Consider the following 320-nt stretch of genomic DNA (forward strand, 5'->3'; position numbering starts at 1 on the left):
ATCATCAGCGCGACGATGTAGGGTTGCGAGATCGTCTGGCCCTGGCCGATCGGGAGCGGGCCGTCCTCGTAGGCGACATCCTCGTCGCCGCCCCCCACGAACGCCTCGCGGGGGACCTTGCGCATCGCTTCCAGCACATAACCGTCGCGGATGCCACGGGCCTCGATCTGCGTCTCCACCATGCGCGCGCGTCTGTCGGATGTCTCGGTCATGGCGCCTCCCGCCGCCGGTCGCGGTTGCCGACCGGAAGGCGGAAGCCGTCTGCGTTGATGGCAGCCCCCGCCGATATCCACCCACCGTCTGCAGAGCGCAGTCGCCGC

1 pseudogene is annotated in these 320 nt (G+C 69.4%); it reads right to left on the minus strand.

The features are described 5' to 3' along the window. Window positions 1-212, minus strand: a pseudogene (locus Q1A87_RS23915) (protein-L-isoaspartate O-methyltransferase); the annotation flags it as partial. Window positions 213-320 lie beyond the last annotated feature (108 nt).

The sequence above is a fragment of the uncultured Jannaschia sp. genome, assembly GCF_947494055.1.
Classification (GTDB): domain Bacteria; phylum Pseudomonadota; class Alphaproteobacteria; order Rhodobacterales; family Rhodobacteraceae; genus Jannaschia.